Origin of the sequence: Rhizobacter sp. LjRoot28 (genome assembly GCF_964253025.1) — a bacterium.
GTDB lineage: Bacteria > Pseudomonadota > Gammaproteobacteria > Burkholderiales > Burkholderiaceae_C > Rhizobacter.
On the sequence record NZ_CAXUQC020000001.1, the window covers coordinates 747,423 to 772,952 of the forward strand.

Genomic DNA, 25,530 nt, shown 5'->3' on the forward strand with positions numbered 1-25,530 from the left:
ATGGCAACCCGCAAGCGAAAGATCGAACTGGCCCCCGCGACGATGTCCGAGGCCGACGGCGTGCGGTACCTGCACCTCGGCACGCCGTGGGTGCAGGGGGCCATGCGGGTGCGCAAGCCGCATGCGCTGGAGCTCGAGTACATCCAGCGCATGATGGTGTGGCTGCTGCTGCGTGACCCCGACCACGTCACCGACGGGCACGCCGTGCAGTTGGGACTCGGGGCCGGCGCCATCACCCGCTTCTGCCACCGCAACCTGCGCATGCGCACGACCGCGGTGGAGCTGAACCCGACGGTGATCACCGCCTGCCGGATGTGGTTCCACCTGCCGGAGGACGACGCGCGCCTCACCGTGCTGAACGAGGACGCCGCGGCCTTTGCCGCCGACCCGGACCGCATCGGCACGGTGGACGTGCTGAATGTCGACCTCTATGACCACGACGCGGCCAGCCCGGTGCTGGACGACGAGGTGTTCTATCGGCACTGCCATGCGCTGCTGGGCGAGGGCGGCGTGATGACGGTCAACCTCTTCGGACGCGACGCGAGTTTCGAGCGCAGCGCGGCGCGCATCGCCAAGGCCTTCGGGCCCGAGGCCGTGCGGTGTTTGCGGCCCACCAAGGAAGGTAACTCCATCGTCGTGGTGCTGAAAGGCATTGCATTTCCTGACAGGGAGACGCTTGCCGCCCGCGCGGAAAACATTGAAACTCGTTTCGACCTGCCGGCCCGCAAGTGGCTGCGCATGATCCGCACCCTGCCGTCGCCGGCCACGCCTGCGGTCGCGCCGGCGTCCGCCAGCCGCTAGCCGCTTTCCTGCACCGCCATGACCGCCGTTTCCCAAGCGTCCACCAAGTCCACCTCCGCCCATCCCTCGGGCCGCCTCGATTGGCGCCGGGTGCTGAAGTGGCTGCGTGACGACGGCCTCATCACCGACGCGGCCCACGACACCGTGGAAAAGCGCTTCGCCGCGGCGGACAGCAAGCAGCACCCGCTGGTGCGCCTGGGCAGCGCCGGCCTGAACCACGCGCGCACGGGCAAGCCGCTCGACACCGACATGCTCTCCGAGTGGCTGTCTCGCCATTGCGGACTGCCCTACCAGCGCATCGACCCCCTGAAGGTCGATGTCGGCCGCGTGGCCGAGGTCATGTCCATCAACTACGCGGAGCGCCGGCGTGCGCTGCCGCTGCAGGTGGGCCTCAACGAGGTGGTGGTTGCCACCAGCGAACCCTTCGACCTGGGCTGGGTGGCCGAGATCGAGGCCCACACCCGCAAGACGCTCAAGCTCGTCATCACCAACCCGCTCGACCTGGCCCGGTTCACGACCGAGTTCTACACGCTGTCCAAGTCCGTCAAGGCGGCCTCCAAGACGGGCGAGATGGCCGCAAGCGCGAGCTTCGAGCAATTGGTGGAACTCGGCCGCTCGAACAAGCAGCTCGACGCCAACGACCAGGGCGTGGTGCAGGTGGTCGACTGGCTGTGGCAATACGCCTTCGACCAGCGGGCCAGCGACATCCATCTCGAGCCGCGACGGGAGCTGAGCGTCATCCGTTTCCGCATCGATGGCGTGATGCACACCGTCTACCAGCTGCCGCCCGGCGTGATGAACGCCATGATCGCCCGCATCAAGCTGCTCGGCCGCATGGACGTGGTGGAGCGCCGCCGGCCACTCGACGGCCGCATCAAGACGCGCAACCCGCAGGGCGACGAGGTGGAGATGCGGCTGTCCACCTTGCCCACCGCGTTCGGCGAGAAGATGGTGATGCGCATCTTCGACCCCGACACCACCGTCAAGTCGCTCGAGGCGCTGGGCTTCGGCGCCCATGATGGCCAGCGCTGGGAGACGCTCGTGGGCCGTGCGCACGGCATCATCCTCGTCACCGGCCCCACCGGCTCGGGCAAGACCACCACGCTCTACTCCACGCTCAAGCGCCTGGCCACCGATGAGGTGAACGTCTGCACGATCGAAGACCCGATCGAGATGATCCAGCCGGCGTTCAACCAGACCCAGGTGCAGAGTGCCCTCGACCTCGGCTTCGCCGAAGGCCTGCGCGCGCTGATGCGCCAGGACCCCGACATCATCATGGTCGGCGAGATCCGTGACCTGGAAACCGCCGAGATGGCCATCCAGGCGGCGCTCACCGGCCACCTGGTGTTCAGCACCCTGCACACCAACGATGCGGCATCGGCCATCACCCGGCTCACCGACCTGGGTGTCGCGCCCTACCTCATCGGCGCCACCGTGATCGGCGTGCTGGCGCAGCGACTGGTGCGCACCTTGTGCCCCGCCTGCAAGCAGCCCGACGAGTCGCTCACCGCGGAATCGCTCAACACGATCATCAAGCCCTGGAGTCTCAACGGGAAGGTGCGTGGCTACAAGCCGGTCGGCTGCCTCGACTGCCGCATGACGGGCTTTCGCGGCCGGGCCGGGCTCTACGAACTGCTCGACGTCACCGACGCGGCGCGCAGCGCCATCAGCCCGACGCCCGACGCCGGCGCACTGCGCCGCCAGGCCCTGAAGGACGGGCTGCGCCCGCTGCGCCTTGCCGGGGCGATGAAGGTGGCCGAGGGCCTGACCACCGTCGAGGAAGTGCTTCGTTCCACGCCCGTCTGGGAAGGCTGAAGGCGGAGGCTTCCCAGAGGGGCCCCGGGCCGCTACGTGTAAACCACACACGGTCTCCGGGCATGCCTGCCTAGAATCCACCGCTACGTCGCACGACACGCCAGGGGTACGTTTGTGAAAATCAAGAGTCAACGAGACTTCTTTTCGGGTCTGATGTTCCTTGTGGTGGGCCTGGCCTTCGCCTATGGCGCCACCGAGTACAGCATGGGCAGCGCTGCCCGGCCGGGCCCCGGCTACTTCCCGATGATCCTGAGCGTCATCATGGCCATCCTCGGCGCGGTCGTGATCTTCACGTCGCTCACCATCGAAGCCGAGGGCGGCGACCCCATCGGCGACATCGCCTGGCGCCCGCTGCTGGTCATCGTCGGTTCGATCGTCCTGTTCGGCGTGCTGCTGCCGCGCCTCGGCATGATCCTCACCACGCCGATCCTCATCATTGCCGTGAGCCTGGCCGGACAGCAGTTCAAGTGGACCGGTGTCCTCATCGCCAGCGCGGTGCTGACCGTGTTCTGCTGGCTCGTGTTCATCAAGGGTCTTGCACTGACCATCCCGCTCTGGCCGGCCGTCGGCGCCTGATGCCTGCCATCGCCAAGAACACCTTCGCACGAGAAAGCCGTCCATGGATCTCCTGAACAACCTCGCGCAGGGCTTCGGTGTCGCCCTGTCGCTCTCGAACCTGGCCTATGCCTTCATGGGCTGCGTGCTGGGCACCCTGATCGGCGTGCTGCCCGGCCTCGGCCCGGTGACCACCATCGCCATGCTGCTGCCGTCGATCTACGCGCTCGACGCAACGCCCGCCCTCATCATGCTGGCCGGCATCTACTACGGCGCTCAGTACGGCGGCTCCACCACGGCCATCCTGATCAACGTGCCGGGTGAATCGAGCTCGGTGGTGACCGCGATCGACGGCTACCAGATGGCGCGCCAGGGCCGCGCCGGTGCGGCGCTCGCCGCGGCGGGCCTGGGCTCCTTCTTCGCGGGCTGCTTCGGCACCATCGTGATCGCCGCCTTCGCCCCGCCGCTGACCGAGCTGGCCTTCAAGTTCGGCCCGGCCGAGTATTTCTCGCTGATGGTGCTGGGCCTGATCGGCGCCGTGGTGCTGGCCTCCGGTTCGCTCGTCAAGGCGATCGCCATGATCATCCTCGGCCTGCTGCTGGCGCAGATCAACACCGACGTGATTTCGGGCGTGCCGCGCTTCTCCGAGGTTCCCTTCACCGACTTCAGCTTTCCCGAACTGACCGACGGCATCAACTTCGTCGTCATCGCCATGGGTGTGTTCGGCTTCGGCGAGATCATCTCCAACCTCGGCCAACCCGAGGAAAACCGCGAGGTCTTCACCAAGGACGTCAAGGGCCTGTGGCCGACCCGACAGGACTTCAAGGAAGCCTGGCCGGCCGTCGTGCGCGGCACTGCCCTCGGCTCGGCCCTCGGCGTGTTGCCGGGTGGCGGCGCGCTGCTGTCCTCCTTCGCGTCCTACACGCTCGAGAAGAAGATCGCCGGCGACAGCGGTCGCTTCGGCAAGGGTGACATCCGCGGCGTCGCGGGCCCGGAGTCGGCCAACAATGCCGGCGCACAGACCTCGTTCATCCCGATGCTCACCCTCGGCATCCCGCCGAACGCGGTGATGGCGCTGATGGTCGGCGCGATGACCATCAAGGGCATCCAGCCCGGCCCGCAGGTGATGTCGAGCAACCCGGACCTGTTCTGGGGCCTCATCGTGTCGATGTGGGTGGGCAATGCAATGCTCGTGGTGCTGAACCTCCCGCTGATCGGCGTGTGGATCAAGCTGCTGACCGTGCCCTACCGCTTCCTCTTCCCGGCCATCACGCTCTTCTGCTGCATCGGCACCTACACGCTGAACAACAACAACTTCGACGTCTACATGACGGCGGTGTTCGCGGTCATCGGCTATGTGTTCTACAAGTTGAAATGCGAGCCGGCACCGCTGCTGCTCGGGTTCATCCTGGGGCCCATGATGGAAGAGAACCTGCGTCGGGCGCTGCTGCTGTCTCGTGGCGACTGGAGCACCTTCGCCACCCGTCCGCTGTCGGCCGGCCTGCTGATCGCGGCAGCCCTGATGATCGTCATCGTGCTGCTGCCCGCCATCCGCAGCAAGCGTGAGGTGGCGTTCAAGGACGCCGACTGACGCGCCGTTCGCGATCGGCCTGAAGCCGCCCCTCGGGGCGGCTTTTTGTTGGGCGGGTCGTGCGTCGCACCGTCGAGGAGGCGGCGGGTGGGGGAGGGCGTGGGGAAGGGCGTCCTGCTCCGGCCGGCAGTCATCCACCAGCCTGTGCCCGCCCGAACGACCCGCGCCATGTCCCTGCAGGGCTGCCGCCATCCCCGAGTTCGTGCGCAAGCCGCCTGCCATCGGCGATGTCTTTGCCAAGGGACTAGCATCACCCCAACCGCCCGCGTGGCTCGACGAGGTGCTTCACATGACGCAGACCACTCCCGGCTTCGACTGGCGCGCCGGCTATCCCAGCCTGCGCCTGCCGGTGTTCGGCCGCAACATCGTGTCCACCTCCCATCCGCTGGGGGCGCAGGCCGGCTTGCGCATGCTGATGGCCGGCGGCAACGCGGTGGATGCGGCCATCGCGTCGGCTGCGATGATGACCATCGTCGAGCCGGTCAGCAATGGCCTCGGCTCCGATGCCTTCTGCCTCGTCTGGGACGGCCAACGCCTCCACGGGCTGAACGCCTCGGGCACCGCGCCGCAGGCCTGGACACCGGCGTACTTCGCCGGCCGGGTGGGCCCGGATGCCCGCACGCCGCCGCAGCGCGGCTGGGACAGCGTCACGGTACCGGGCGCCGTCGCCGGCTGGGTGGCACTCAGCGAGCGCTTCGGCAAGCTGCCGTTCGCCGACCTGATGGCGCCCGCGATCGAGGTGGCCCGGCGCGGATTCGCCGTGCCGCTGGTCGTGCAGCAGAAGTGGGCCGCTGCCGCGCCGCTCCTGCAAGGGCTGCCGGGCTATGCCGAGGCCTTTCTGCCGCGTGGTCGCGCACCCGAGGTCGGCGAGCGCTTTGTCTTCGCCGATGCGGCGCGTTCGCTCGAGCTCATCGGCCGCACACGGGGCGAGGCGTTCTACCGCGGTGAGATCGCCCAGGCCGCGGTGGCGCATGCCCGCGCCCATGGCGGTGCGCTGGCCCTGGACGACCTGGCGGCGTACCGGCCGGAGTGGGTGGAGCCGATCGGCATCGATTTCGCCGGCCACACCGTGCACGAGATGCCGCCGAACGGGCAGGGCATCGCCGCCCAGATGGCCCTGGGCATCCTCGCCCACTTCGACCTGGCCGCCTTGCCGGTGGACGGCGCCGCCGCCCAGCACCTGCAGATCGAGGCCATGAAACTGGCCTTCGCGGATGTGTACCGGTTCGTCGCCGAGCCGGCCAGCATGACCGTGACCGCCGCCCAGCTGCTGGATCCGGCGTACTTGGCCGAGCGGGCGCGCTGCATCAACCCGCAAAAGGCACAGGACTTCGGTGCCGGTAACCCGGTGAAGGGTGGAACGATTTACCTGACTGCCGCGGACGAGCAGGGCATGATGGTCAGCTTCATCCAGAGCAATTACCTCGGCTTCGGCTCCGGGGTGGTGGTGCCGGGCTACGGGGTGTCGATGCAGAACCGCGGTCACGCATTCAGCCTCGACCCGGCCAGCCCCAATGTCGTGGCCCCGGGCAAGCGCCCCTTCCACACCATCATCCCGGCCTTCCTGTCCCGGGACGGCGCGCCGGTCATGTCCTTCGGGGTCATGGGCGCCAACCTGCAGCCCCAGGGGCACGTGCAGACGCTCGTCCGCATGCTGGTTCATCGGCAGCACCCCCAGGCCGCCTGCGACGCGCCCCGCTGGCGCTATAACCAGGGGCTGGAGCTCAACGTGGAGGCCGGCATGGACCCGACCACCCGACAAGGGCTGGCCGACCGGGGCCATCGCCTGGCGGTCATCAACGACAGCTACCAGGATTTCGGGGCCGGCCAGTTCATCTGGCGGCTCGGCGACCCGGCGACCGACGGCTACGTGGCCGCCAGCGACGCCCGGCGGGACGGTCTCGCGGCCGCCTGGTGACCGACAGCGGGCCGGGCGCCCATTCGGGCACGGCCCTTGCTCGATCGGCGGGTCCCCGCGCGGCCTGCCCGGGTCGGGGACGGCTTTGCCACTCATTTTCGACCGATGCCCCTGATGGATCCTTCCCGCGATTTCGGCCCCAGCACCATGCCTACCATGTCCGAACTCGACCGCGACCTCCTCCACGGCGGCGCCAGGGTCGGCGGCTGCGTCATCGTCGAGCCGATCGCGCAGGACGATGGCAGCATCCTCTACGTCGCCGAAGACCCGCTGCTGCAGCGCCACGTGCTGATCCGCGAGCACTTCCCTCTCGGCATGGCTGCGCGCGGTGAGGCCGGCGAGGTGCTGCTCGCGCCCGGCGGCGACGCGGCCGCACGGGCCACGGCGCTGGCCGGCTTCCTGCGCGGCGCGCGCTGGCTGACCCGCTTCGACCATCCTGGCATCGGCCGCGCCCTGCGCGTCTGGGAGGAGCGGGGCACCGCCTACCTGATGCTGCCGATGTACGAGGGCGAGCCGCTGGCCGCCGCCCTGCAGCGCATCGGCACGCCCGACGAAGCGTGGCTGCGCGAGCTGCTGGGCCGCCTCACCGAGGCCCTCGCCGTGCTGCACCGCGACCAGGTGTTCCACCAGGGGCTGTCCCCCGACACCGTGTGGCTGCTGCCGGATGGCCGGCCGCTGCTGCTCGACCTTTCCGCCGCCGGCCCGGCCGACGTTCGGCAGGTCTACGACAGTGTGGATCGGCATCACGCGCCCATCGAGCTCTTCGGCCACGGCCGGGAGTTTCCGGTGGGCCCGTGGACCGACGTGTACAGCCTGGGCGCGATCGTCCACCAGGCGCTGCTCGGGCGCCCGCCGGTGTCCGCGGCGGTGCTGGGCCCGGACGATCGGCATGCCGGCATCGGCGAGGGCCTCGCCCGCCGCCGGACCGCACGCAACCCTTCCGCGCCGCCCGCCACCGCCTTCCTTGCCGCGATCGACCAGGCCCTGGCCGTGCGCCCGGAGCACCGTCTCCAGGACCTGACCGAGTTTCGCATCCGCATCGGCCTGGCAAGCCCGCCCGTCATGTCGAATGTCGTGTCGGAGCCGCGACCCGCAGTGGCCGAGCCGCCCAAGGGCGCACGCGCCGACGGCATCGACGAACGGGGCCTGACCGGTGCAGCGCCGCTGCGCAATGCTCCGCCCGCCGCCTCGGTGCCGCCCGTCGGCAACGACCTGCGAGCCGAGGCACCCGGTCGTCCCGCGCCGGCGGCGCCACCGGCGATGGCCCCCATGGCAGCTCCGGCGCCGACCTACGCGTCGGCTCCGGTCGTTGCCCCGGCCGCAGCCGCCCCGTTACCCGCCCAGTCACCCGCCCCCGACACGCGACCGACGTTCGCGCCGACCGGCACGCCCGCGCCTGCGGCGCGGCAGGCCGCGCCGGAGCATTCGGTGCTGGCCGACAAGCCCGAGGAAGTCGACCCGGCGGCAGCAGCTGCGATCGCCATGGCGATGTCGTCGCTGCCTTGGGTCAACCAGCGTGAACCGGTGATGGGAAACGAGCCTTCCGGGTTCGGGCCCTCCGGTTTTGCGCCGTCCTCCTACGGCCCGCGGCCCATGCCGAACGTGCCGCGCGAGCCCGGCCTCGGTACGCCCACGTGGGTGATGCCGGGTCCACGCCGCAAGCGCGCCGCGCGCCGCAATCCGGCACGGGCACTCGCCATGGTCGCGCTGGCGCTGTTCGTCATCGGCGGCGCAGGCTGGTACGCCCAGCAGTCTCCGCAGTTGATGGCCTGGATCGGTGCACCGGCCGACAACCGCGCCGAGGCCCCTGCCGCTCCGGCCGACGATCCGGTCGGGTCGCTGCTCGAGCAGCGTCCTCCGGCCGCCGGTCCATCCGCCTCGGCCGTGGCCTCGCGCGAAGAAGGCGCTTCGGCGGCCATGGCACCGGAATTGATTGACAACCAGGCGCCTGACCCGGCAACGGCACAAATGCCCGCGCCAGCGACGGCTCAGGCGCCGACCGCACCCGCCGCCGCCACCGCCGCGATACCTGCCCCTCCGCCTCAGGCAGCGGTTGCGCCGCCGCCGGCCGCCGCCCCTGCTCCCGCGCCGGCAGCGGTTCCCGCTCCGGCACCGGCCCAGGCGCGGGCGGCCGAGCCCCCTGCCGCGCCACCGGCACGGGCGCCTGCCCCCAAGGCCCCGACCGCCCCGGCCACCGCCGCGGCGGAGCCACCGGCGTCCAACAACCCGCGCGTCATCTGCGGCGACCGGACCAACTTCGCGCTCTACCGCTGCATGGACATGCAGTGCGCCAAGCCCCGCTTCGCACGCCACCCGCAGTGCGTGCTGTTCCGCATCGAAAACAGCTGAGGTCGCGGGCCGTGACGCCCGTCGCGGCCGGCGCCGGCCGTCGATGGGCCACCCGTCCGGCAGCCGGGCCGGGGGCGTTGCATCTGCGCTGACCGTGGGCGTGTTTGTCGCCACGATCCCAAGGCCGACGGCAGCAAGCGTCCGGTCGCGCCACGCGCTGGGGTGGGGCTAGCCCGGCCGAGCAGGAGTCGCCCAGTCTCCGTAGAATCCCGGGGATGTCCCTGCCCTCCGCTGCGGCCGCCACGCCGGCACCTGCCTCGCCGCGCGCCGACCTGCCCGGCCTGGCCCTCGCCGCGCTCGGTGCCATCGCTTTCTCGGGCAAGGCCATCATCGTCAAGCTGGCCTACCGCCATGGGGTGGATGCGGTCACGCTGATCATGTACCGCATGCTCTTCGCGCTGCCCTTGTTCCTGCTGCTGGCCTGGTGGGCGGGGCGGGGCAAGCCGGCGCTGTCATGGCGCGACTGGCGCCTGGTCTTCTTTCTCGGCGTTACGGGCTACTACCTCGCCAGCTTCCTCGACTTTGCCGGGCTGCAGTACATCAGTGCGAGCTTCGAGCGCCTCATCCTCTACCTCAACCCGACGCTCGTGCTCGCGCTCGGCGTGGTGCTCTTCAAGAAGCGGGTGACGCGGCGCCAACTGGTGTCACTGGCCGTCAGCTATGGCGGCGTGCTGCTGGTCTTCGGCCATGAGATCACCGTGATGGGACCGGACGCGGCGCTCGGCGCGGCGCTCGTGTTCGCGAGCGCCGTCAGCTACGCGCTCTACCTCGCCTTCAGCGGCGAGGAGGTGCGGCGCCTCGGGGCGATGCGGCTGGCCGGCCTCGCCACAAGCATCGCCTGCGTGTTGTGCCTGTTGCAGTTCGTGCTCTTGCGGCCGATGTCCGCCGCGATGGTGGCACCCGAGGTGGTGTGGCTGTCGGTGCTCAATGCCACGCTGTGCACCTTCTGCCCCGTGCTGCTCGTCATGATGGCCATCGAGCGGGTGGGCGCGGCCGTGGTGGCACAGACCGGCATGATCGGCCCGCTCTCCACCATCCTCATGGGCGTCGTCATCCTCGGCGAGCCCTTCACCCTGTGGATCGCCGCCGGCACCGTGCTCGTCATGACAGGCATCTGGATGCTCGCCCGGTCCCGCTGAACACCGACCACACACCACTCAACCGTTGGAGAAACGAATGGATCTGGGAATCGAAGGCAAATGGGCGCTCGTCTGCGCCGCGAGCAAGGGCCTGGGCAAGGGCTGCGCCGATGCGCTGGTGCGCGAAGGCGTGAACGTGGTCATTACCGCCCGCGGCAGCGAGGCGCTCGAAGCCACCGCCGCCGAACTGCGGGCGCTGGGCCGCGGCGAAGTGCGCGCGGTGGCCGGTGACATCACGACGGCCGAAGGGCGCGCCGCGGCCCTGGCCGCCTGCCCGCAGGTCGACATCCTCGTGAACAATGCGGGCGGCCCTCCGCCGGGCGACTTCCGCGAGTGGGATCGGGAGGCCTGGATCAAGGCGCTCGACGCGAACATGCTCACGCCCATCGAACTCATCCGCGCCACGGTGGACGCCATGGCGAGCCGTGGTTTCGGCCGCATCGTCAACATCACCTCGGGTGCGGTCAAGGCGCCGATTCCGGTGCTGGGCCTGTCGAACGGGGCACGCAGCGGCCTGACCGGCTTCGTCGCGGGATTGGCACGCAGCCCGCTCGCCGCCCGCAACGTCACCATCAACGGCCTGCTGCCCGGCGCCTTCGACACCGATCGCCTGCGCACCACGCTGCGTGCCGGCGCCAAGGCGGCGGGCCAGGACGAATCGGTCGCAGCGGATGCGCGCCGTCGCACGATTCCCGCGCAGCGCTTCGGTTCGGCCGAGGAATTCGGCGCCGTCTGCGCCTTCATCTGCAGCCAGCACGCCGGCTACCTCACCGGCCAGAACATCCTGCTGGATGGCGGCAGCTACCCCGGCACGTTCTGAGCCGAGCCGCAGGGCAGGGGGCAGGCGCCCTCGGCCCGGCCGATGTTCTTTGCCATTGATGTCTGGGACGTGCCATCAAAGTCTGAGGCGAGGGTCCGGCCAGGATGACAGCTGTGCAGCGGAAGCAGTCATTGCCCCTATCATCCAGGGAACAACCGCAGCGCAGCTGATGACTACAGTTCAACTAGCGAGCGATGGGTCTCGATTCAATCGCGTGGCGTGCGCTAGCACCCTATGTTCCGTTGCAGGACTCAACCTGGCAGATGCGAAACGGGTCACAGATGCGCTGTCCGCCGGCGAGAGTCAACTCGTAGACATGGCGAACGAGGACGAGGCCCGCCGCCTGTGCGAGTTTCTTGAGATGCACGGCGCACGATGCGTCATCGGCGTCTGACACCAACGGCCGGTCTCAGCCTCAAGCAGCCTCCGGCCCGCGGGCGGCCGCGGCCGTTCAAATGGGTCCCTGGTCAGGACCTCGGTCGCTCTACCCTCCGTTCAACGTACACCGTCAATGACAGATATGCCTCAGCATTCAAATCAGCGCGTTGATGAAGTCGCCGAGGCCTTGGAGACTCTTCTTTCGGATGAGACCGCCGAACAGTTCAATGAGATGGACGTGCCTCAAGCGGTGAGGCCACTTATCCGACTCGCGAGATGTCTGGGCGTCGCAGATGACTGGGCAAGAGAACGCAGGGTGGCGAAGTTGCCTACGAGGACAAGGGTGGCGCTAAAGACCTGTTTGGTCCCGTACGTTGATGACTTGGACGCATGGCTCGCCGGGGAGGAGTCATGGGGTTCAAAGTACAGCGATGCCTATGTCGCGTTCTCAGCAATGCGAATGGCTATTGATTGATCGAGGGCCGGCGCACTCGTGCCTTCGTCCGCTTCCAGCCGAGGCCGTGTGAAAACTCCGCGGATCCCCTCGGCAATGGCTTGCGGACTGTCGGAGCGCCGTTTCGATGGCCGGTGATGTCGCTCCCGCGGATTGAAGGTCTCGTGTGAACGCTGAGGACCAGTGAGCTCTGGTGGAGGCGCAGAGAGCCTCTAAAAACCTCATGCAGAGGCTTCGCGCAGCCCCTGCATCAGCTTCGAGATTCCGAGGATGCTGAGCACTCGCTTGAAGTTGTAGGCCAGCACGTGCAGGTTCATCTCGGTGCCGACGTTGCGCAGCGTGCGCGTCAGGAAGTGCGTGGAGCCCATCCAGTGCTTGAGCGTGCCGAAGACGTGCTCGACCGTCTGCCTTCGCACCCGCATCGCCATTGGGTTCCGGTCAATTCGGCGCTGCGCCGCTTCAACCACGTGTTCGTGTTCCCATCGACTGATTCGTCGGTATGGGCTGGGCGTGCACTGCGCCTTGATCGGGCAGCCCGCGCAGGCGCTGCTCCAGTAGCGGCGGATGTTCAGGCCATCTTCGTCCCGCGTGAAGCGATACGTTGCACGCTGTCCAGCGGGGCACACGTATTCGTCGTCACTGGCGATGTAGATGAAGTCCCCCTTGTGGAATCGCCCCTCGGCCTTCGCATTGGACGTCATCGGCTTGGGCACCGTGGCGGCGATTCCGTCGTCGTCGCACGCCTTGATCTGCACGCTGTTGAAGTAGCCGCGATCACCAAGGGCCTCGACGGCTTCGAGCCCCATCGCCTGCTTGGCCGCTTTGGCCATCGGATGCAGTTGCGTTCGATCGTTGCCAACGTTGGTCACCTCGTGCGCGACGATCAGGTGATGCTCGGCATCGACCGCGGCCTGCACGTTGTAGCCGACAACGCCAGTCACTTTGCTGTGGGTGCTCATCGCGCGAGCATCGGGATCCGTCTTTGAGATTTGCGCGTCCGGCTGGGCCTTCACTTGCACCTCCATGGCGTCGAGCTCACGCATCTGCTGGCGCAGGTACTTGATCTTGTCGTTCAGGCGCTTCGTCTTGGCCACCAGCTCCGGCTCCTGGACGCGATCGGCGGTGTCCAACGCACTGAGGTAACGCTCGATGTGCTGTTCAAGCTGCTCCCGCCGCCTTTGGATCTTCGTGACCGTGAAGTTCTGGTCCCGCGAGTTGACCGCCTTGAACTTGCTGCCGTCGACAGCGACAACCGCCTGCGTAAACAGCTTGAGCTGCCGGCAGAGTTCGATGAATCGGCGGCAGGTGTTGCGGATGCCGGGACCGTTGTCGCGTCGGAAGTCCGCGATGGTCTTGAAGTCCGGCGCCAGGCGGCCGGTCAGCCACATCAGTTCGATGTTCCGCTGGGCCTCGCGTTCCAACCGGCGACTGCTCTGAATGCGGTTGATGTAGCCGTAGAGGTAGATCTTCAGCAGAACCGACGGGTGATAGCCGGGTCGCCCCGTCGCGGCAGCCCGCGTTCCGTCGAAGCCGAGTGCGGCCAAGTCCAGTTCATCGATGAAGGCCTCGATCACCCGGACCGGATTGTCCTCGGCCACAAAGTCATCGAGGCATTCAGGCAGCAACGTGACTTGATGTCGATCCAGACCTTCCACGAATCGCGGCATGTCGCCTCCCAGGCTTGACCTGGGTCTCGACTCTAGTACCCTGCCGCTTGGGCCGTGAGCGGGTTTTCACACAGCCTCAGCCTGAAGCGGCCGGCCGCAGGGCAGCGGAAGCGGACGTTCGATTCCGCACGCGGCAGAATGCGGTATGAATCCAAGAAGGGTCCACGACCTGATGCGGCAGGGCTTCCCGGAACGCCCGGTCACGGCCAGCGACTGGGTGGTTGCATCTGACGGCGATGGTCTCAGGCTCGACGTCGTGCAACGCCTCGTGCGAGAGCACATCGCCTCGGACACTCTTCTGGTCGAGGCCAACCGGAAAGTGGGCGGGCTGTTCCTCGTGAGCCAGGCGTTCGACTTCGTCGCTTCAAATGTCGGCAGAGGTCGAATCCTGATGACCGACCGAGAATTCACGGGCTTTGTGGTCATCGAATCCAACGGCGTGGCAAGCGGCTGGGCGGAGAGAACGGAATGCCCGGAGTCAGCCCGTGGCGGACACTCGGGGACGCAATCATGAAGGCCATGCTAAAACGTCTTGATCTGAATTCTGCGACGGCATTCGAAACGTTTCAGCCATCGGAAGCCGAACGATTCGGGCTTTGGCTCCACGCGGGTGTTGGTATGGCAGATGCCGACGCCGCTGATGACTTCAGGTTCTTCGTTTGCAATGACGCGTGGCTCAGCTACCAGCGAGAGCTGGGCATCGCATGCGGGGCTCGATACCTACTCATAGACGGGCCATTCGACGCGAGCACAGTCAAGGCTCAACTTGAGGCGTTCCTTGAGTCATGCGTGGGTGAGAGTTGGGACGAGGTTGTCGCTGCGGTTTCTAAAGTCGGGCTTTGGGAGTTCGAGGACTACCAGCCGTAGTGGCCCTGGCGACATCTGTGTGTTGCGGCCATAGGAATTGCCGCTCGCAATCCACCGCTACGCAGCGCCAACGAACTTCCGCTTCCAGCCTGAAGCGCGCATGTTGGCCGCAGAGCGGGCCGGCGTAGACTGGGCTTCCTTTGTGCCTGCGAGACCGCCTGTTGGCGCCCACGACTGCAAATGACGTCACCCCTGCCCGCGAGCCTTCAGACAAACAGGCTGCTGTTTCGTCAACCCGTCGCAGCTGATGCCCGAGCCTTGTACGACTCCTACACCCAAGACCTAGACGTGGCGCGGTTCATGGTCTGGCGGCCACACACCAGCCTTGCCGAAACCGAAGCGTTCATCGAGCGTTGCCTTGAAGGGTGGGACAGTGGGCTGCGGCGCCCTTACGTCATGGCACTTTCCGGTACTCCGGCCCGCCCGATCGGGATGCTCGAAGCCCGCTGGCTCGGCCACATCGTGGACATTGGGTACGTACTTGCTAGGCAGCATTGGGGAGACGGGCTGATGCCTGAGGCTGCGGCATCAGTAGCCGAAGCAGTCCTTAGCGACCCACGTGTGTTTCGCGTGCAGGCCACATGCGACGTTGAGAACGCAGCATCAGCGAAAGCGCTTGAGAAGGCGGGCTTTTTCCGCGAGGGGCGGCTGGACCGTTTCATGGTGCACCCGAACGTCAGCGCCGACCCTCGTCCGTGCTTCATGTACGCGCGCTGCCGTTAGGCAGGACGGGGGAATCTTGGGGCGACCGCTTCCAGCCGAGGCCGTGTGAAAACTCCGCGGATCTCCTCGGCAATGGCTTGCGGACTGTCGGAGCGCCGTTTCGATGGCCGGTGACGTCGCTCCCGCGGATTGAAGGTCTCGTGTGAACGCTGAGGACCAGTGAGCTCTGGTGGAGGCGCAGAGAGCCTCTAAAAACCTCATGCAGAGGCTTCGCGCAGCCCCTGCATCAGCTTCGAGATTCCGAGGATGCTGAGCACTCGCTTGAAGTTGTAGGCCAGCACGTGCAGGTTCATCTCGGTGCCGACGTTGCGCAGCGTGCGCGTCAGGAAGTGCGTGGAGCCCATCCAGTGCTTGAGCGTGCCGAAGACGTGCTCGACCGTCTGCCTTCGCACCCGCATCGCCATTGGGTTCCGGTCAATTCGGCGCTGCGCCGCTTCAACCACGTGTTCGTGTTCCCATCGACTGATTCGTCGGTATGGGCTGGGCGTGCACTGCGCCTTGATCGGGCAGCCCGCGCAGGCGCTGCTCCAGTAGCGGCGGATGTTCAGGCCATCTTCGTCCCGCGTGAAGCGATACGTTGCACGCTGTCCAGCGGGGCACACGTATTCGTCGTCACTGGCGATGTAGATGAAGTCCCCCTTGTGGAATCGCCCCTCGGCCTTCGCATTGGACGTCATCGGCTTGGGCACCGTGGCGGCGATTCCGTCGTCGTCGCACGCCTTGATCTGCACGCTGTTGAAGTAGCCGCGATCACCAAGGGCCTCGACGGCTTCGAGCCCCATCGCCTGCTTGGCCGCTTTGGCCATCGGATGCAGTTGCGTTCGATCGTTGCCAACGTTGGTCACCTCGTGCGCGACGATCAGGTGATGCTCGGCATCGACCGCGGCCTGCACGTTGTAGCCGACAACGCCAGTCACTTTGCTGTGGGTGCTCATCGCGCGAGCATCGGGATCCGTCTTTGAGATTTGCGCGTCCGGCTGGGCCTTCACTTGCACCTCCATGGCGTCGAGCTCACGCATCTGCTGGCGCAGGTACTTGATCTTGTCGTTCAGGCGCTTCGTCTTGGCCACCAGCTCCGGCTCCTGGACGCGATCGGCGGTGTCCAACGCACTGAGGTAACGCTCGATGTGCTGTTCAAGCTGCTCCCGCCGCCTTTGGATCTTCGTGACCGTGAAGTTCTGGTCCCGCGAGTTGACCGCCTTGAACTTGCTGCCGTCGACAGCGACAACCGCCTGCGTAAACAGCTTGAGCTGCCGGCAGAGTTCGATGAATCGGCGGCAGGTGTTGCGGATGCCGGGACCGTTGTCGCGTCGGAAGTCCGCGATGGTCTTGAAGTCCGGCGCCAGGCGGCCGGTCAGCCACATCAGTTCGATGTTCCGCTGGGCCTCGCGTTCCAACCGGCGACTGCTCTGAATGCGGTTGATGTAGCCGTAGAGGTAGATCTTCAGCAGAACCGACGGGTGATAGCCGGGTCGCCCCGTCGCGGCAGCCCGCGTTCCGTCGAAGCCGAGTGCGGCCAAGTCCAGTTCATCGATGAAGGCCTCGATCACCCGGACCGGATTGTCCTCGGCCACAAAGTCATCGAGGCATTCAGGCAGCAACGTGACTTGATGTCGATCCAGACCTTCCACGAATCGCGGCATGTCGCCTCCCAGGCTTGACCTGGGTCTCGACTCTAGTACCCTGCCGCTTGGGCCGTGAGCGGGTTTTCACACAGCCTCAGCCTAAAGCGGCGCGCTCCGTCGAAGGCGAAGCGGACACCTCCAGCGTGCTTCAATGAGACATGAACACGGTTCGTCCATATCAATCCCCATCCTCGCTCGAGGAGCTTTTGAGTCGCTACGACCAAGGAGAGCGAGCGTTCCCAGGCGTCGATATGTCGAACGAGGACCTTTCAGGCGTGATGCTTGACGGAGCGGATTTCGAGAACTCCTGGTTCTGCGATGCGACGTTCAACGGGGCGAGCTTGCGAGGTGCCAGCTTCCGTCAATGCAATGTCAAGTGCGCGAGCTTCGTGGGCGCCGATCTGACGAACGCAAATTTCGAATTGGCCTTGATCGAATCCATCGACTTGGAAAAGGCCACCTTGTCTGGCGTCCGCTATGTTGGAGCGTCTTACTGCGGCGTGACGCTTGCCGAGAATGACAGGTTTTCCTGAAGTCCGCTTCCAACCTGAAGCGGAGGACTGTTGGCATGGCTCAGTCGAGCCGGAAACGCAAGCTCGCCAGCTCTTCTACGAGCTCGTCATCGTTTAAACCGCGACCTTTGCGTTCGATGTCCCACGTCCACACGGCTTGAACATGCTGGGTCAAGACGTCCGGTGATAGGTCGACCAAAGCAAACCCCAGATCGCCGCGCCCGATGGAATAGGTGCCTGCGATCTGTCTAAGTACGTCAGGCACTGGATTCGCCTGCAGGAGGTCAATCCAGCGAGCGCGGTCACCTTCGGGCAGTTGGAACATCCGTGTCTCCTTATCCCGATTGTCGCCGGTGCGAGGACCGCTACCCGCCTGAAGCGGCCGTCCAAGCTGTCCCAGACATTGCTGCCGTGGCCGTTCGCGTGACGCTACTCGGGGGGGCTCAGTCTCAGTTCGCAGCGAAAGAATGTGCCGGCATCACTGGCGTGCGTATCAGACTTCGTTGCCGCGGGACAGCCGCGTCCCTTGGCCAGGCCGCTTCAGCGGCGGGCAGGGCGGGAGGTCACCACGATGCCGGCCGCAATCAGCGCGAAGGCCACGGCGTGGTACCAGCGCGGTGGCTCGGCCAGCAGTGCGGCCGACAGCAGGGCCGCGAAGAGCGGCGTGAGGTTGATGAAGAACGCGCCGATGGCCGGCCCGACCGTCGCCACCCCCACGCCCCACAGCCAGTAGGCCACGATCGACGCGGCGAGCGCGACGTAGAACCAGCCGGCGATGAATCCGGCGGACCACACGATGGGCACCGGGTCGAGGAAGACCTGTTCCACGCCTGCCGCCAGCGCCGCCCACGCGCCGCCGAAGACCACCTGCACGAGCAGGAACTCGGCCCAGTTCCACTGCGGGCGCTGCTCGCCCTGCATCGAGGCCGGCGGGCGGGCCAGCATCCAGCTGTAGCCGGCCCACAGCGCCGCTGCCAGCAGCATCAGCAGGTCGCCCGGTACCAGGCGCAGCGCGAGCAGCCGTTCGGGGTGGCCATGCGACAGCACCAGCGCCACGCCCGCGAGCGACAGGCCGGCGCCGGCCAGCTGCCGTCGGTGCGCCGGTTCCTTGAAGAAGAGAAAGCCGACGGCGAGCATCCACAGCGGCATGCTGGCCGTGATGAGCGTGACGTTGATGGGCGTGGACGTCTGCACCGCCATGTACTGCAGCGCGTTGTAGCTGCCGACGCCGAGTGCCCCGAGGACGGTCAGGTACTTCCAGCGGGCGAGGATCTCGTGCGGCCGGGAGAGCGCGCGCCATCCCAGGGGCAGCAGGAACAGGAACGCCAGCGCCCAGCGCATCGCGTTCAAGGTCAGGGGCGGCACGCTGCCCACCAGGGCACGGCCGACCACGGCGTTTCCGGCCCAAAGGAGGGGCGGCACCGCCAGCAGGAGCGCGGTGCGAACCGAGAGACGATGCTGCATCAGCGCAGGTCCATGCCTTGCATCGGTTGAGCGCGGGCCGAGGCCGCCGCGGTGCCTGCGCCCCCGGCGCCGGAGGACGACATGTCGCCCGTGCGCGCGAGCACGACGGTGAAGGACATGCAGCTGCCCTGTCCGGGAGTGCTGGTGGCTTTCACATCACCGCCCATGAGGCGCACGAGCCGCGACACGATGGCAAGGCCGAGGCCGGTGCCGCCATAGCGGCGGGTGATGCTGGTGTCGGCCTGCACGAAGGGCTCGAACACGCGCTCCAGCTGCTCGGGCGACATGCCGATGCCGGTGTCGGCGACGGCGAATCGCAGCGACAGGTTGCCGTCGGCAGGAGTGCCACCGCGGATGACCTCGACCCGCACCTCCACCGCGCCCTTCTCGGTGAACTTGATGGCGTTGCCCACCAGGTTGACCAGCACCTGCCGCAGCCGCACCGCATCGCCCAGCAAGGTGGCCGGCACCTCGTCGGCGACGTGCCAGCCGAGGCGCAGGCCCTTCTGCTGGCTGGTCAGCTGCAACGGCGACAGCGCTTCCTCGAGGCACTTGCGGACCGAGAACGGCCGCTGCTCGATGACGAGCTGGCCGGCCTCGATCTTGGCGACGTCGAGCAGGTCGTCGATGATGACCATGAGGCCCCGGGCGGACTGGTTGGCCAGGGTGATGTACTGGCGTTGCTTGTCGTTCAGCGGCGTCCCCAGCACGAGCTCCGTCAGGCCGAGCACACCGTTCATCGGCGTGCGGATCTCGTGGCTCATGTTGGCCAGGAAGGCGCTCTTGGCCAGGTTGGCATTGTCGGCCGCCACGCGGGCGCTCTCGAGCGCCTTTTGCGTGGCCTTGAGGTCGGCGATGTCGCGTGCGTTGATCTGCAGCGCGCGCCGGCCCGAGACCGGATCGACGATCGGGCGCACGTCGACGCCATGCCAACGCGGTCCGGCGAGCGTCTGCAGCTCCAGCTCGGCGCTGAAGGTCTGCCCCCGGCGCGCCTGCGCGAGAATGCGCGCGGCCACGGCGGCGTCCGGGAACATCGATTCGAAGTCGGCCGGACGCGGCTCCGGCCCCGCGGGCACCAATCCGAAGGCCTGGGCGGCGGCCGGATTGCGCATCAGGGCCGTGCCTTCGGGCAGGGCATGCAAGGCCACGCGCACGGTCGTGTGGGTGATGGCCTCCAGGCCGCGCAGCATGTCGGCGTCGACGGTGCTCGTCAGCGGTTCCGAGGCGAAGAGAATGCCCTGGCGGCCGTCGGGCAGAACGATGCCGCGCGACACGAGCACCGACGTCACCGGCGTGCCCCGCGGGTACAGGGTCCAGGCGTCGCGGACGACCTCGTCGCGCGCATGCGCCTGCATGCTCAGCGCGAGCCGGGCGCGCACGCCCTCGCTCAGGTCGGAGAAGTCGCGCGCCTGCAGGTCGGCGATGGAATCGGCGTCCCAGAAGGTCAGCCCGGCCCGGTTCGCCCATGTCGCCTGCAGTCGTTCTGGATCGAACACCCAGATGGGCACGTCGAGCCATTCGTAGAACGACAGGCAGTGGAAATCGACCATCACCCGATGATACGTGCGCGCGCGGGCGATGTCTGCCGAAGGGCAGTAGCCATGGGCCTTCAGCGCGCTTTGCGCACGCGCAGCAACTCGTCGAGGATGAGCAGCACCGCCCCGACCGTGATGGCCGCATCGGCCACGTTGAACGACGGGAACGCCCGGCCGGCGTAGTGGACCTGGAGGAAGTCGACCACGTAGCCATGCAGCAGCCGGTCGATCACGTTGCCCAGCGCCCCGCCGAGGATCAGCGACAGCGCCCAGGCGAACATGCGTTGCCCTCCGTGGCTGCGCAGCATCCAGACGATGAAGATGGCGGCCACCGCGCCGAGTCCGACGAAGAACCAGCGCTGCCACCCCGACGCGCCGGCGAGGAACGAGAACGCCGCTCCCGTGTTGTGGACCCGAACCAGGTTGAAGAACGAGGTGACGGTACGGCTGTCCCCGTACTGGAAGTACTGGAGGATGAGCGTCTTCGTGAACTGGTCGAGCACGATGACGAGCAGGGCGACACCGAGCCAGGGCAGCAGCGGGGACGACGGCGACGAAGGAGTGCGAGTGGCCATTCGGGGAGGGCGGCGCGCCGGAGCGCGCCGCGGAGTGCGTGAAGGGAGGGACGGCGACGCCATGCGGCGCCGGGCTCAGGCGAAGTGACGGGTCTCGCCGCTACCGAAGAGGTTCGAGGTGCAACGGCCGCACAGCGTGGGGTGGGCCGGGTCGTGCCCCACCTCCTCGCGGTAGTGCCAGCAGCGCTCGCACTTGGTGTGGGCCGACGGCGTCACCGTGACGGCCAGTGCATCCCCAGGCTCGGTGCGCGCGGCTGACGTGATGGTCACGAACTTGAGGTCATCGCCCAGCGACCGCAACAGCGCCAGGTCGTCGGCGGTGGCCTGCAGGCTCACCTCGGCCTGCAGGGACGCGCCCACTTGGCCGGCGGCCCGCACGGTCTCGATTTCCTTGTTCACCACGTCGCGGATCTCGCGCAGGCGGGTCCACTTGGCCATGAGCGCCGCATCGGGTGTGCCGAACTCGCTGTAGACCTGGGTGAAGATCGACTCCCCGTTGCCCACGAAACCCCAGGCCTCCTCGGCCGTGAAGCTGAGGAACGGTGCCATCCAGCGCAGCATGGCTTGCGTCAGGTGCCACAGCGCGGTCTGCGCGCTGCGGCGGGCGTGCGAGCCCGGGGCGCTGGTGTAGAGCCGATCCTTCAGGATGTCGAGGTAGAACGCGCCCAGGTCTTCCGAGCAGTACACCTGCAGCTTGGCCACGACCGGGTGGAACTCGTACACCTTGTAGTGCGCCAGCACCTCGGCCTGGAACTCGGCCGCGCGTGCGAGCGCGTAGCGATCAATCTCCAGCAGCTCGCCCAGCGGCACCGCGTCCTTCGTGATGTCGAAGTCGCTGGTGTTGGCCATCAGGAAGCGCAGGGTGTTGCGAATGCGCCGGTAGGCGTCGACCACGCGGGCCAGGATCTTGTCGTCCCCGGCGATGTCGCCGGAGTAGTCGCTCGCGGCCACCCACAGGCGGATGATCTCGGCGCCGAGCTTCTTGCTGACCTCCTGCGGGTCGATGCCGTTGCCGAGCGACTTGCTCATCTTGCGGCCCTGGCTGTCCACGGTGAAACCGTGGGTCAGCAGGCCCTTGTAGGGCGCGCGGCCTTCCAGCGCGCAGGCCAGCAGCAGCGACGAATGGAACCAGCCGCGGTGCTGGTCGTGGCCTTCGAGGTAGAGGTCGGCCTCGGGGCCGGCCTCGTGGAACTGCGGCGCGTGCGTGCCGCGCAGCACGTGGGAGAAGGTCGAGCCGGAGTCGAACCACACCTCGAGGATGTCGGTGCTCTTGGTGTAGTGCGGTGCGTCGGCGGCGCCCAGGATCTCTTCGACCGTCACCCGGCTCCAGGCCTCGATGCCGCCGCGCTCCACGATGTCGGCTGCCTGGTCCAGGATCTCCATCGTGCGCGGGTGCAGCTCGCCGGAATCCTTGTGCAGGAAGAACGGGATGGGCACGCCCCAGCTGCGCTGGCGGCTGATGCACCAGTCGGGCCGGTTGGCGATCATGTCGTGCAGGCGGGCCTTGCCGTTCTCCGGGTAGAAGCTCGTCTGCTCGATGGCGTCGAGTGCCAGCCGGCGAAGGGTCTTGTCGGCCTTGTCCTTGGTGAACACGCCTTCGCCCTCGTCCATGCGGACGAACCACTGGGCCGCCGCACGGTAGATCACGGGCGTCTTGTGCCGCCAGCAGTGCGGGTAGCTGTGCGTGATGGTCGTGGTGTGCAGCAGGCGCCCGGCATCGGCCAGCGCCTGGATGATCACCGGCACGGCCTTCCAGATGTGCTGGCCACCGAAGAGCGGGAAGTCCGCCGCATAGGTGCCGTTGCCCTGGACCGGGTTCAGGATGTCGTCGTACTTGACGCCGTGCGCCACGCAGGAGTTGAAGTCGTCCACGCCGTAGGCGGGCGAGGAGTGCACGAGGCCGGTGCCGTCGTCGGCGGTGGCGTAGTCGGCGAGGTAGACAGGGGAGAGGCGGCGGTAGCCGGCGTCCACGTCGTGCAACGGGTGCTGGAATTCCAGGCCACCCAGGCGTTCACCCTTGACCGTGGCCAGCACGCGGCCGGTGAGCGCGTAGCGCGTCATGCAGGCCTCCACCAGTGAGGCCGCGAGCACCAGCAGCCCGCGCTCGGTCTCCACCAGCGCGTACTCGAGCTCGGGGTTCAGGTTGATCGCCTGGTTGGCCGGGATGGTCCAGGCGGTGGTGGTCCAGATGACCGCGAAGGCGTCTTGCGTGAGGGACGGCAGACCGAAGGCTGCGGCCAGCTTGGCGGGGTCGTTCGCCTTGAAGGCCACGTCGATCGTCTGGCTCTTCTTGTCGGCGTACTCGATCTCGAACTCGGCCAGCGACGAGCCGCAGTCGAAGCACCAGTACACCGGCTTCAGGCCGCGGTAGACGAAGCCGCGCTCGATCACCCGCTTGAACGCCCGCAGCTCGCCGGCCTCGTTGGCGAAGTCCATCGTCTTGTAGGGGTGGTCCCATTCGGCCAGCACCCCCAGGCGCTTGAAGTCGCTCATCTGCTGCGCGATCTGCTCGGTCGCGTAGGCACGGCTCTTGGCCTGCATCTCGTCGCGGCTGAGGTTGCGGCCGTGCTTCTTCTCGATGGCGTTCTCGATGGGCAGGCCGTGGCAATCCCAGCCGGGCACGTACAGCGCGTCGAAGCCCTCCAGCTGGCGCGCCTTGATGATCATGTCCTTGAGGATCTTGTTCACCGCATGGCCCATGTGGATCTGGCCGTTGGCGTACGGCGGGCCGTCGTGCAGGATGAACTTCGGGGCGCCGCAGCGGGCCTCGCGGAGCCGCTTGTAGCGGCCTTCCTCGTTCCATTGCTGGACCCAGCCGGGCTCGCGCTTGGGCAGGTCGCCGCGCATGGGGAACGGCGTGTCCGGCAGGTTCAGGGTGGCGCGGTAGTCGGTCGGTTTGTCGGTCATGGCGCAGGGCGCGCCGTCGGGCGCGCGGGAGAAGAGGGGAAACCGGCCGGGAGGCGCCGGAACTCGCGTGAGGGCGGGGCGGGCGCTAAATTCGGTCGCGCGTGGTCTGGCGGCCGGTGGCGGCGTGAGCCGCCGGCTGCGCCGCGGCCGACGCGAGGTACGCGCGGGCATCGGCCGCGTCCTGGAGGATGGCGGCCTTGAGGGCATCGAGGCCGTCGTAGCGGGCTTCGTCGCGGAGTTTGTGCAGCAGTTCCACGCGCACGAGTTTACCGTACCCCCCCTCCCGGCCGAGGTGGTCGGGCCAGTCGAGGCAGTGGACCTCCAGCAGCACCCGACCGCTGTCCTCCACGGTCGGGCGCACGCCGAGGCTCGCCACGCCGTCGAGCGGGGCGTCGGTCAAGCCGTGGGTGCGCACGGCGAAGATGCCCATCGCTGCCGCCCGTGGATGCGGGAAGCGCAGGTTGAGGGTGCGAAACCCCAGGTCGCGGCCGAGCTTGCGGCCGTGCACGACATGGCCGCTGATGCTGTAGGGGCGGCCGAGCAGGGCCGTGGCCTGCGCCATCTGGCCGGTGGCGAGCGCCTCGCGCACCGCCGAACTGGACACGCGCAAGCCGTGCACTTCGTAGCTGTTCATGCGCGCCACGTCGAAGCCGCGGGTGTCCCCGGCCGCGTCGAGCATGGCGTAGTCCCCGGTGCGGCGCACGCCGAACCGGAAGTCGTCGCCGACCAGCACGTACTTCGCGCCGAGCCCCGCCACGAGGGTGTCGTCGATGAAGGCCTCCGCCGGCTGGGACGCCAGGCGGTGGTCGAAGCGGAGCACCACGACCTGGTCGATGCCGCAGCGCTCGAGTTCGCCGAGCTTGTCGCGCAGCGTGGCGATGCGGGCCGGCGCGAGCTCCGGCTTGCCCGCCTTGCGGGCGAAGTAGTCGCGCGGGTGGGGTTCGAAGGTGAGCACGCACGAGGGCAGCCCCAGGTGCTGGGCCTCCGAGCGCAGCAGGGCCAGCATCGCCTGGTGGCCGCGGTGGACGCCATCGAAGTTGCCGATGGTCAGCGCGCATGCCGGAGCGATGCCTGGGTGGTGGATGCCGCGAAAGACTTGCATGGTCAGGATTATTGCGTCTGGGGCGGTCGGGCCCGTTCAGCCAAGGATGGCCGAGGGGCCGTCCAGCCACTGCCACTGGCCGGGGGCGAGGTCCGGCGGCAGCACCAGCGCACCGAAGCCGCTGCGGTGCAGGCCTTCGACCCGGTTGCTCACCGCGGCCAGCATGCGCTTGACCTGGTGGTACTTGCCGTCCACGAGCGTCATCCGCAAGCTCAGCTCGCCGGTCGGCTCGCACGCCACGGCCCGCACCGTCGCCGGGTCGTCCACCAGCTTCACGCCTTCCAGCAGGCGCTCGATCTGCTCCGGGGTGACGGGGTGCTTGCAGGTCACCTCGTACACCTTGGGCACGTGCTTCTTGGGTGAGGTGAGGCGGTGGATGAGGGCGCCGTCGTCGGTGAACAGCAGCAGGCCGGTGGTGTCCTCGTCCAGGCGGCCGATGCTCTGCACGTCACGGCGGCGCAGCGGCGGCGGCAGCAGCGTGTACACGCTCGGATGGTGCTTGGGCTTCTGCGAGCACTCGACGCCCTTGGGCTTGTTGAGCACCAGCAGCGCCTGCTCGTGGTACGTCCAGGGCTCGCCGCGCACGGTGAACTGCAGGCCTTCGGGCTCGACATCGGCGAAAGGATCGTCCACCCGGGCGCCGGCCACGGTGACGTGGCCCGAAGCGATCAGGCCCTCGCATTCGCGGCGGGCGCCGAAGCCCTGGGTGAAGAGAAGCTGGGAGAGTTTCATG

The 25,530-nt window shown here is 67.6% G+C and carries 21 protein-coding genes; 12 read left to right on the forward strand and 9 right to left on the reverse strand.

The features are described 5' to 3' along the window. The 8 genes from ACSQ2F_RS03575 (at window position 1) to ACSQ2F_RS03610 (ending at window position 10,988) form a co-directional block, all read left to right on the forward strand. Window positions 1-801, forward strand: a complete 801-nt coding sequence (locus ACSQ2F_RS03575) for a spermidine synthase (RefSeq protein WP_436019845.1) — start codon at window positions 1-3, stop codon at window positions 799-801. A gap of 18 nt (window positions 802-819) precedes the next feature. Beyond that, entirely contained in the window at window positions 820-2,616 is a 1,797-nt protein-coding gene (locus tag ACSQ2F_RS03580) for a GspE/PulE family protein (protein ID WP_436019847.1), read from the forward strand. Window positions 2,617-2,730: 114 nt separating this feature from the next. Beyond that, window positions 2,731-3,192 (forward strand): tripartite tricarboxylate transporter TctB family protein, encoded by a 462-nt coding sequence (locus ACSQ2F_RS03585; protein WP_436019849.1) that lies wholly within the window; start codon window positions 2,731-2,733, stop codon window positions 3,190-3,192. A gap of 43 nt (window positions 3,193-3,235) precedes the next feature. Beyond that, window positions 3,236-4,762 (forward strand): tripartite tricarboxylate transporter permease, encoded by a 1,527-nt coding sequence (locus tag ACSQ2F_RS03590; RefSeq protein ID WP_436019851.1) that lies wholly within the window; start codon window positions 3,236-3,238, stop codon window positions 4,760-4,762. Window positions 4,763-5,051: 289 nt separating this feature from the next. Next, window positions 5,052-6,680: a gamma-glutamyltransferase family protein gene (locus ACSQ2F_RS03595; RefSeq protein ID WP_436019853.1), complete on the forward strand. Its 1,629-nt coding sequence runs from the start codon at window positions 5,052-5,054 to the stop codon at window positions 6,678-6,680. A gap of 156 nt (window positions 6,681-6,836) precedes the next feature. Further along, window positions 6,837-9,029 carry a serine/threonine protein kinase gene (locus ACSQ2F_RS03600; protein WP_436019855.1) on the forward strand — a complete coding sequence of 731 codons (2,193 nt, stop codon included), beginning with the start codon at window positions 6,837-6,839 and terminating at the stop codon, window positions 9,027-9,029. Between the two features lie 215 nt (window positions 9,030-9,244). Next, window positions 9,245-10,168, forward strand: coding sequence for a DMT family transporter (locus ACSQ2F_RS03605; protein ID WP_436019857.1), 924 nt, complete (start codon window positions 9,245-9,247; stop codon window positions 10,166-10,168). A gap of 37 nt (window positions 10,169-10,205) precedes the next feature. After that, window positions 10,206-10,988 (forward strand): SDR family oxidoreductase, encoded by a 783-nt coding sequence (locus ACSQ2F_RS03610; protein ID WP_436019859.1) that lies wholly within the window; start codon window positions 10,206-10,208, stop codon window positions 10,986-10,988. A gap of 1,053 nt (window positions 10,989-12,041) precedes the next feature. Here the strand turns inward: ACSQ2F_RS03610 and ACSQ2F_RS03615 are convergent. Beyond that, window positions 12,042-13,487 (reverse strand): IS1182 family transposase, encoded by a 1,446-nt coding sequence (locus tag ACSQ2F_RS03615; RefSeq protein WP_436019861.1) that lies wholly within the window; start codon window positions 13,485-13,487, stop codon window positions 12,042-12,044. A gap of 145 nt (window positions 13,488-13,632) precedes the next feature. Between ACSQ2F_RS03615 and ACSQ2F_RS03620 the strand changes: the two genes are divergently transcribed. The 3 genes from ACSQ2F_RS03620 to ACSQ2F_RS03630 all read left to right on the forward strand — a co-directional run bounded on the left by ACSQ2F_RS03620 (window position 13,633) and on the right by ACSQ2F_RS03630 (window position 15,077). Further along, entirely contained in the window at window positions 13,633-14,001 is a 369-nt protein-coding gene (locus tag ACSQ2F_RS03620) for a hypothetical protein (protein ID WP_436019863.1), read from the forward strand. Then, window positions 13,998-14,354, forward strand: coding sequence for an Imm8 family immunity protein (locus ACSQ2F_RS03625; RefSeq protein ID WP_436019865.1), 357 nt, complete (start codon window positions 13,998-14,000; stop codon window positions 14,352-14,354). The genes ACSQ2F_RS03620 and ACSQ2F_RS03625 overlap by 4 nt, the downstream gene beginning before the upstream one ends. Window positions 14,355-14,534: 180 nt before the next feature. Continuing rightward, window positions 14,535-15,077, forward strand: a complete 543-nt coding sequence (locus tag ACSQ2F_RS03630) for a GNAT family N-acetyltransferase (protein ID WP_436019867.1) — start codon at window positions 14,535-14,537, stop codon at window positions 15,075-15,077. Between the two features lie 197 nt (window positions 15,078-15,274). Here ACSQ2F_RS03630 and ACSQ2F_RS03635 read toward each other — a convergent pair whose 3' ends face one another. Further along, window positions 15,275-16,720 carry an IS1182 family transposase gene (locus ACSQ2F_RS03635; protein ID WP_436019861.1) on the reverse strand — a complete coding sequence of 482 codons (1,446 nt, stop codon included), beginning with the start codon at window positions 16,718-16,720 and terminating at the stop codon, window positions 15,275-15,277. 140 nt (window positions 16,721-16,860) lie between these two features. Here ACSQ2F_RS03635 and ACSQ2F_RS03640 point away from each other — a divergent pair, with 140 nt between their 5' ends. After that, window positions 16,861-17,235: a pentapeptide repeat-containing protein gene (locus tag ACSQ2F_RS03640; RefSeq protein ID WP_436019869.1), complete on the forward strand. Its 375-nt coding sequence runs from the start codon at window positions 16,861-16,863 to the stop codon at window positions 17,233-17,235. 40 nt (window positions 17,236-17,275) lie between these two features. Here the strand turns inward: ACSQ2F_RS03640 and ACSQ2F_RS03645 are convergent, their stop codons facing one another. The 7 genes from ACSQ2F_RS03645 to ACSQ2F_RS03675 form a co-directional block, all read right to left on the reverse strand. Continuing rightward, window positions 17,276-17,539 carry a hypothetical protein gene (locus ACSQ2F_RS03645; protein WP_436019871.1) on the reverse strand — a complete coding sequence of 88 codons (264 nt, stop codon included), beginning with the start codon at window positions 17,537-17,539 and terminating at the stop codon, window positions 17,276-17,278. A gap of 215 nt (window positions 17,540-17,754) precedes the next feature. Then, entirely contained in the window at window positions 17,755-18,678 is a 924-nt protein-coding gene (locus ACSQ2F_RS03650) for a DMT family transporter (protein ID WP_436019873.1), read from the reverse strand. Further along, window positions 18,678-20,228, reverse strand: coding sequence for an ATP-binding protein (locus ACSQ2F_RS03655; RefSeq protein WP_436019875.1), 1,551 nt, complete (start codon window positions 20,226-20,228; stop codon window positions 18,678-18,680). Before ACSQ2F_RS03655 ends, ACSQ2F_RS03650 begins: the two co-directional genes overlap by 1 nt. Window positions 20,229-20,287: 59 nt before the next feature. Continuing rightward, window positions 20,288-20,788, reverse strand: coding sequence for a signal peptidase II (gene lspA, locus ACSQ2F_RS03660; protein WP_436019877.1), 501 nt, complete (start codon window positions 20,786-20,788; stop codon window positions 20,288-20,290). A 75-nt stretch (window positions 20,789-20,863) separates the two neighbouring features. Next, entirely contained in the window at window positions 20,864-23,695 is a 2,832-nt protein-coding gene (gene ileS, locus ACSQ2F_RS03665) for an isoleucine--tRNA ligase (protein ID WP_436019879.1), read from the reverse strand. Between the two features lie 85 nt (window positions 23,696-23,780). Then, window positions 23,781-24,797, reverse strand: coding sequence for a bifunctional riboflavin kinase/FAD synthetase (locus ACSQ2F_RS03670; RefSeq protein WP_436019881.1), 1,017 nt, complete (start codon window positions 24,795-24,797; stop codon window positions 23,781-23,783). Window positions 24,798-24,833: 36 nt separating this feature from the next. Continuing rightward, window positions 24,834-25,529, reverse strand: coding sequence for a pseudouridine synthase (locus tag ACSQ2F_RS03675; RefSeq protein WP_436019883.1), 696 nt, complete (start codon window positions 25,527-25,529; stop codon window positions 24,834-24,836). Window position 25,530 lies beyond the last annotated feature (1 nt).